At 63.5% G+C, this 7,012-nt stretch carries 7 protein-coding genes; 3 read left to right on the top strand and 4 right to left on the bottom strand.

Annotated features, from left to right (window positions below; genetic code table 11):
* A partial coding sequence (locus LQV45_RS14635; RefSeq protein ID WP_230007657.1) for a 5-deoxy-glucuronate isomerase occupies positions 1-160 on the top strand: 160 nt, incomplete at its 5' end.
* A 27-nt stretch (positions 161-187) separates the two neighbouring features.
* On the opposite strand, the gene LQV45_RS14630 is transcribed toward LQV45_RS14635, so the two are convergent.
* Positions 188-1,006 carry an aldo/keto reductase gene (locus LQV45_RS14630; RefSeq protein WP_230007656.1) on the bottom strand — a complete coding sequence of 273 codons (819 nt, stop codon included), beginning with the start codon at positions 1,004-1,006 and terminating at the stop codon, positions 188-190.
* 55 nt (positions 1,007-1,061) lie between these two features.
* Entirely contained in the window at positions 1,062-2,327 is a 1,266-nt protein-coding gene (locus tag LQV45_RS14625; RefSeq protein ID WP_230007655.1) for an MFS transporter, read from the bottom strand.
* Between the two features lie 164 nt (positions 2,328-2,491).
* Between LQV45_RS14625 and LQV45_RS14620 the strand changes: the two genes are divergently transcribed.
* Positions 2,492-2,941 (top strand): MarR family winged helix-turn-helix transcriptional regulator, encoded by a 450-nt coding sequence (locus tag LQV45_RS14620; protein WP_223915289.1) that lies wholly within the window; start codon positions 2,492-2,494, stop codon positions 2,939-2,941.
* A 127-nt stretch (positions 2,942-3,068) separates the two neighbouring features.
* A complete protein-coding gene (locus LQV45_RS14615; protein WP_230007654.1) occupies positions 3,069-4,061 on the top strand; it encodes an IS481 family transposase in 993 nt (330 codons plus the stop codon).
* A gap of 1,302 nt (positions 4,062-5,363) precedes the next feature.
* On the opposite strand, the gene LQV45_RS14610 is transcribed toward LQV45_RS14615, so the two are convergent.
* Both LQV45_RS14610 and LQV45_RS14605 read right to left on the bottom strand, forming a co-directional pair.
* A complete protein-coding gene (locus tag LQV45_RS14610; RefSeq protein WP_230007653.1) occupies positions 5,364-5,615 on the bottom strand; it encodes a type II toxin-antitoxin system Phd/YefM family antitoxin in 252 nt (83 codons plus the stop codon).
* Between the two features lie 263 nt (positions 5,616-5,878).
* On the bottom strand, positions 5,879-7,012 hold a 1,134-nt coding region (locus LQV45_RS14605), incomplete at its 5' end, for a hypothetical protein (RefSeq protein ID WP_230007652.1).

Below are 7,012 nucleotides of genomic sequence, written 5' to 3'. Positions count from 1 at the left end.
CGCCATGGCCGCCCCCGGCTACGACATGTATTACCTCAACGTCATGGCCGGCCCTGGCCCGGTCCGTGACTGGCTCATCAGCGATGACCCGCACCACGGCTGGATCCGCCAGACCTGGGAGGGCCAGGACCTGGACCCGCGGCTGCCATTCGGCCGCTAGGCCGTTCGGCTGCTCAGGCGCTGACAGCTAGCCATTGAACGTGGCCGGGTGCGGTCCGGTGCGCCCGTTCCGCTCAAGGGCATTCACGGCCGCCAGTTCGCCCGCGGAAAGCTCAAAGCCGAACACCTCCAGGTTTTCCCGGATCCGGGCCGGCGTCACTGACTTCGGGATGACGATCCTCCCCTGCTGCAGGTGCCAGCGCAGAATGACCTGCGCCGGGGTTCTGCCGTGCCGCGCGGCGATCTCCGTGATGGCCGGATCCGCCAGCAGTGCACCCTGGGCCAACGGACTCCAGGCCTCCGTCGCAATGCCCTGCGCCGCGTTGAACACCGTCACGGCGTGCTGCTGAAGGGCCGGGTGCAGTTCCACCTGGTTGACGGCCGGCACCGTTCCGCCCAGGTCGATGAGCCGCTGCAGGTGTCCCGGCTCGAAATTGGAGACACCGATGGCCCTGACCCGGCCGTCGGCAAGGAGTTTCTCAAGGGCCAACCAGGAGTCGGCGTACCGGTCCGATGCCGGCGCCGGCCAGTGGATCAGGTAAAGATCCAGGTAGTCGAGACCCAGCTTATCCAGGCTCGCGTCGAAGGCGGCAAGGGCCGGTTCGTAGCCGAGGTCGTCGATCCAGAGTTTGGAAGTGATGAAGAGCTCCTCCCGGGCGATCCCGGATTCCGCGATCGCGCGGCCAGTTCCGGTCTCGTTTCCGTAGATGGCGGCCGTGTCGATGCTCCGGTAACCGGCCGCGAGCGCCGCTGCTACCGCCTCGGTGGTCTCGGCGTCGGGAATCTGGAAGACGCCGAAGCCCAGCTGCGGCATCTGCACCCCGTTGTTGAGGACGATATGGGGCATTGAGTTCACGGTGTCTCCTGTTGTTGTGGTCGGGCGGTCTGTTCTGTTCGAGCGGTCAGCGGGCAACGGCTGCAGCCTCGGTGACCGGAAGGTCTGTGCTGGTTTCCGCCGCTGCAACGGCGGGCACGGTTGATCCGCCGGTTCCCGGCAGGTCGGCGTCGTGCTTCTTTGCGTGAGCCGCGGCGAACGCCATCACTGCCAGGCCCAACAGGGTGATCCCGGCGCCGGCCCAGATGGGCGAGGTGTAGCCGAGGCCGGCGGTGATGGTGACGCCGCCCAGCCAGGCGCCCAGGGCATTGCCGACGTTGAATGCGCCGATGTTGGCGCCGGAGGCCAGGGTGGGAGCGCTGCTGGCGTATTTCATGACGCGCATCTGCAGTCCCGGAACCGTGGCGAAGCCGAAGCCGCCCAGCAGCACCATGGAGGCGATGGTCAACGGCTGGTTGCCGGCGGTCAGGGCGAAAACCACGAGCACCACCACCAGAATGGCGAGCACTACCAGCAGGGTGCGGTCCACATTCTTGTCGGCCGCCTTGCCGCCCACGGTGTTGCCGATGAAGAGCCCGACGCCAAAGAGGATTAGCAGCCACGGGACCGTGGTGGCGGAGAAGCCGGTGACCTCGGTGAGGGTGAAGGCGATGTAGGTGAAGGCGCCGAACATGCCGCCGTACCCAAGGATGGTGACGAGGATGGAGAGCCAGACCTGTCCGGACCGGAAGGCACGGAGCTCGCCGCGCAGACCGCCGGAGGCAGAACCAGAGGCTGAATCTCCCGAACCTGTTCTGGGCACCAGGGCGAGGATGCCGGCCAGGGCGAGGACACCGATCACGGTGATCGCCCAGAACGTGGAGCGCCAGCCCGCGGCCTGGCCCAGCATGGTGCCGAACGGGACACCGAGCACATTCGCAGCCGTCAGGCCGGTGAACATGATCGCGATCGCACCCGCCTTCTTAGTGGGCGCCACCATGCTCGCGGCCACGACGGCGCCGATGCCGAAGAACGCGCCATGTGCGAGGGCGGCAATGATGCGGCCGATCATCATTACCGAGTAATCCGGCGCGAGCGCCGAGACGAGGTTGCCGGCGATGAAGAGCACCATCAGTACCGCCAGCACGGGCTTGCGTTCGAAGCGCGTCACGGCCGCGGTGAGGCCAAGCGCCCCGACCACGACGGCGAGCGCGTAGCCGGAGATGAGCCAGCCCGCGGTCGCCTCGGTGACGTGGAAGTCTGCGGCCACTTGCGGCAGCAGGCCCATGATGACGAACTCGGTGAGTCCGATGCCGAACCCGCCGAGGGCGAGGGCTATCAGGCCAACAGGCATGGAGGTGCTCCTTACAAAGCTGTACGGGATGGGGTATGGCGCGTAAGCTAGTAGTTGCAGACGCGTTATTTATTCTTGCACAAGCAGATACAGCGCGCAAGCAACTATTATTTGATGTGCCCGTCACCACCCCGCCGGGCACGCGAGTTGAAGGGAAACACGTGATGGGCATCAAGGACGACGCCGTCGAGGTCCGGGCGCAAGGCTGGCGGACCCTGGCGGCCCTGCACGGGCTGATCGAGGCCGAGCTGGAGCGGTCCTTGCAGGCCGAGGCGCAGCTCTCGGTCGTGGAGTACACCGTGCTGGACGCGCTGAGCCGGCAGGACGGCTGGCACATGCGGATGCAGCAGCTGGCCCGTGCCACGGCGTTGAGCGCGAGTGCCACCACGCGCCTGGTCAACCGGCTCGAGGACCGCGGGCTGCTGACCCGGATCCTGTGTGCGGATGACCGCCGCGGAATTTACACCGAGCTCACCCCCAGCGGCATCGCCCTGCTCGAGCAGAGCCGGCCGGTCCACGACGCCACGCTGGAGCGGGCGCTGGCCGAGGCCCAGGAGGTCCCCGAACTGGCGCCGCTGGTCGATGCCCTCCCCCGGCTGCACGCCGCGGCCTAGCTGTACTGCCCAGGGACGTTGGTTCGGTGAATGTGATGACTCGCTGGAGTCGTTGACCTAAAGGTGAGGACCTCCGGTTGCACAGTGGAGTTGCTTAGACAACCGCTGCAGCGACCAGGAGGTCCTCGTGTCCCACGCTAATGCCGCTTTGACTCCACGCCAACGTTTGCGCGTCGCGCGTCTGGTCGTAGACCACGGCTGGCCGGTGTCCCGGGCTGCCGAGCAGTTCAATTGCTCCTGGCCCACGGCCAAACGGTGGGCGGCCCGCTACGCCGCGATGGGTCAGGCGGGTATGGCTGACAGATCCTCCCGCCCGCACCGGGTGGCGAACCGGACGCCGCAGCAGCTGGTGCGCAAGGTCGTGCATCTGCGCTGGAAGCAGCGTCTGGGCCCGGTCGCGATCGGCGCGAAGCTGGCCAGGCCGGCCTCGACCGTGCACGCGGTTCTGGTCCGGTGCCGGCTGAACCGGCTGCATCACGTGGACAAGCGCACCGGGGAGGTCATCCGCCGCTACGAGCATGAGACTCCTGGAGCGATGATCCACGTCGATGTGAAGAAGCTAGGGAACATCCCCGACGGCGGCGGTTGGCGCTACGTCGGCCGGCAACAAGGCGGCATGAACCGGGCAGGAACCCCGGACAAACCGCGCAGCAGACATCGTGGCCCGCTGATCGGCATCGCCTACGTGCACACCGTCATCGACGACCACTCACGGGTCGCCTACGCCGAAATCCACAGCGACGAAACAGCAGCCACCGCAGTCGGAGTGCTCAGGCGGGCCGTGTCCTGGTTTGCCGCCCGCGGCGTCACCGTCGAGCGGGTTCTCTCCGACAACGGCTCAGCCTACAAATCCCACCTCTGGCGGGACACCTGCCGGGAGCTGAACATCAAGGCGAAGAAGACCAGGCCCTACCGCCCCCAGACCAACGGAAAAATCGAACGCTTCCACCGCACCCTGGCCGACGGGTGGGCATTCAAACGCTTCTACGCCACGGAATCAGCCCGCAGAAACGCCCTCCCGGCATGGCTGCACCACTACAATCACCATAGGCCCCACACCGCAATCGGAGGCCAGCCGCCCATCAGCCGCTTAACCAACCTCCCTGGGCAGTACAGCTAGAGGATGAAACACGGACGACGCTTGCCGATCTATTTCATGGCCGGTCAGTGAACCTCGGACCATATGAACAAGAGCGACTGTCCACATGGGCGACGGTCGTGTGCATGTTGCGGTCAACCCAAGACCCGGGCCCAGCCGCGGTGTCGCAGCAGGATCTGAGAGTTGTCCGCCAACAAGGTGCGCCGCCGCCAGGCTACCAAGTGTGGCTGGTCCGAGGTGAAAACAGACGCGACGTCAGCATGCGTCACTACAGGGCAGTCGTCGACGATGCCGTCGGCTGGCTGGGCTGGATCTGGCTCGGCGCTGCAATCCTGGTCGTTTCATCGCCCACGGTGGCCCCGTTTTCAGAGCCGCGACTGGCGCTATTGCTGGAGGCCGCCGCCAGAATCCAACCCAGCGGGCTCCCTGTAGCGTGGCCACCGCCGAACCATGTGCTTCACGATAGTTTCTTTGATCTGATGACCCTGCACGTTTGAAGTTCGGGGCGGGATGGGATTTGAACCCATTGCGGCGCACAAACGGGTTCAGAGTCTTGGATCGAAAGTCCCTAAGAATCAGCGATTTTGACCGCTTTGCTCACAGATTGGCACAGTTGCTCGCAGGTACTTCTGCACCGAAATGCACCACAACTTCATGACACTTCCGGCGTCGGGGCCCAGATCTAATGGACTGGGAACTGCGGCACGACCTGAGCGAGCAACTCAATGTCGGTGTGTAGCGGATCTATCCGACGCTGCCTATAGTGACACCCATTAGTGAGAAGCATCTCGACGCCATCGACCTCAATCATGTGCGCAATCATCCGCGAGAGCGTCAGCCAGTCGTGGCGGAGAACAGCACGACCCCAACCTCCCGCTCGGTTGTGAAACGGAAGCTCACCGAAGAGGAGAAAGTCCGGCGAGCTCAGATGCTTGCGCGGAAGGTCAATCTGCTTCTGGATTCCATAATGGACGAGTCGGGTCGGCCGTACGACCATCCGGCGATTGAGGCCGGCGCAAAAAAGGCGTCCACGTCTCCCGCGCCAGATGGTCGAGCCTCAAGGACGGTCAGGTCCAGGTGGTCCCGGACAAGTGCCTGCGCGCCATCGCGACAGTATTCGATGTGAACCCGGACTACTTGCTTCATGAGGATGCAGTGCCTCCTGCAGAAGTGGAAGTGATGCTTCCACAGGTGCGGCTCAAGAGGCTCTCCGAAGTACGCGCTTTCGCCGCCGGTGGACCCGGAAGGGCTCGGGAGAGTAACGAAGATTCTTGACCAGGCCATCCAGCTAGACCAGGCCATCCAGCTATAGGTCGTCCACCGCTATGAGGCACTCGAAGGCTCATGTGGGACGGTATCGCCCCCACGGACAGATTCCAGTGCGGACATGAGGCGGTGGGCGTTCGCAGGGGAGCTCAGCAGGTAGCTTGTCTCCACCAGCGCGTCGAACTCGTCCTTCGACATCAAGACCGCGGATCCACGTTTGGACACGATCTCGATCTCGGTGCCGTCGAGGTTCACCCGCTCTATTAGGCGGACAAGGTCGCGTCGAGCCTCGCTAGCTGTTACGGCCATCGCTGCCTCCTTAGAGGACATGCGAGTACTCGGTCTTCGGCGTATCATGTCAAGCGCTCGCGAGTAACGCCCGGAGAGGTTTGGACGGCAGTGCGCCTCTATTCCTATGGCGAATGGTCTTCGACTCCGACGGATCTGCTTTGAATATTCTCCACCGTTCGGCGCTATGACGCTTCATGGCTGGATCGAGTCAGAAGCTCGGCCCACCGGACTGTCAGCTAACGGCGTGGGCCGCACCTTCCTTCGCTGCGGCACTCGCCTAACTACCACTGGTTCTGGCGTACCGTTTCAGCGCCGGAGATCACTTCTGCAAATGCGGCCATGGTCCGCTCCGTGGAGCCGCCGAAGACCCCGTCCAGAAGCGGCGACCAACCGTCGGGTGAGGCTTCGAAGGCAGCGCTGAGTGCCTTCTCAGGAGGGTTCTTCGCTCGCATGTATTTCCATGTGTACCGACCGTATCCTCCGCGCCACCCCCAATACTGATCGGCGTTTACGGCTGCGGCGTCGGCTGCTATTAGGTCCATAAATACCTCGGCTCTGTCGAACACTTCGGCGTATTCGTTCTCGTCCCCGACGTAGTCCTCAAAAAGTGGCATCAAGAGCCGGTAGATGTGATCGGAAATAGGGGTGTGCCGCTTCCCGATGCTTCCTTTGAGGAGTCCCTCGATCAGATCATCGTCCGCCTCGACGCCCTTATCTTCAGAGATCACAAGCGCAGACGGTATCCACTGGACCTCGCTAACTACCTTCCGAGGGCCCGAGTCCAACACGACAGGGATTTTGCCGTTAATGGTCCGTGCCTCCGGGTCCGCCACAAATGCCCGAAGAGCGCCGTAGTTGTCACGTGCGATGGCTGCCATGCTGGCTATGTGGGCGGTAACAACGAGAGGGTAACCCCGTAGCGCCAAAAGAGCGGTGTTGCCTGAGTTCTGCTGCGCGGTGGCCGCCAGGTCTTGAACGAGGCGCGTCCAAATGGGCTCATGACGTCCCAAGCCGTACATCGCTCCGAGCTGGATGAGCCGGAAAGCAGGCTCTAGGACCTTGTCGTACTCCTGAATCTGCTTAATGAAGTACCTCGCAAACTCCGGCCGGGAGTTGGTAATCGTGGACGGTAGGGACGTTGGGAATTTCTCCGGATCGTTCAAGGCGCTTCGAATTGGCCTCACGACGTCTTTGACCAGGTCCTCCAACGAAATGTCGCCGTTGGGATCGCGCAGGAGAGCTTTGATTTCCTGTACCAGGACCGCGCGTGGGGAATCAGCTTTGCGTAGCTCCGCCATACCCGCTGCCACTGCAGGCTCGATCGGCCGTTCTGTCAGATGATCAGGGGAGACGATTCGCTTGACAGTCTCAGCGAGGCGGATTGTCTGAAGCGTCTCAGACGAACCAAACAGGTC

Source organism: Microbacterium sp. Bi128 (assembly GCF_918698205.1).
This window is presented reverse-complemented; position numbering and strand designations above follow the sequence as displayed.

Coding starts and splice junctions, on each gene's coding strand:
- LQV45_RS14630 (WP_230007656.1), bottom strand. CDS start 1,006: ATGCCCCATATCGTCCTCAACAACGGGGTGCAGATGCCGCAGCTGGGC.
- LQV45_RS14625 (WP_230007655.1), bottom strand. CDS start 2,327: ATGCCTGTTGGCCTGATAGCCCTCGCCCTCGGCGGGTTCGGCATCGGA.
- LQV45_RS14620 (WP_223915289.1), top strand. CDS start 2,492: ATGGGCATCAAGGACGACGCCGTCGAGGTCCGGGCGCAAGGCTGGCGG.
- LQV45_RS14610 (WP_230007653.1), bottom strand. CDS start 5,615: ATGGCCGTAACAGCTAGCGAGGCTCGACGCGACCTTGTCCGCCTAATA.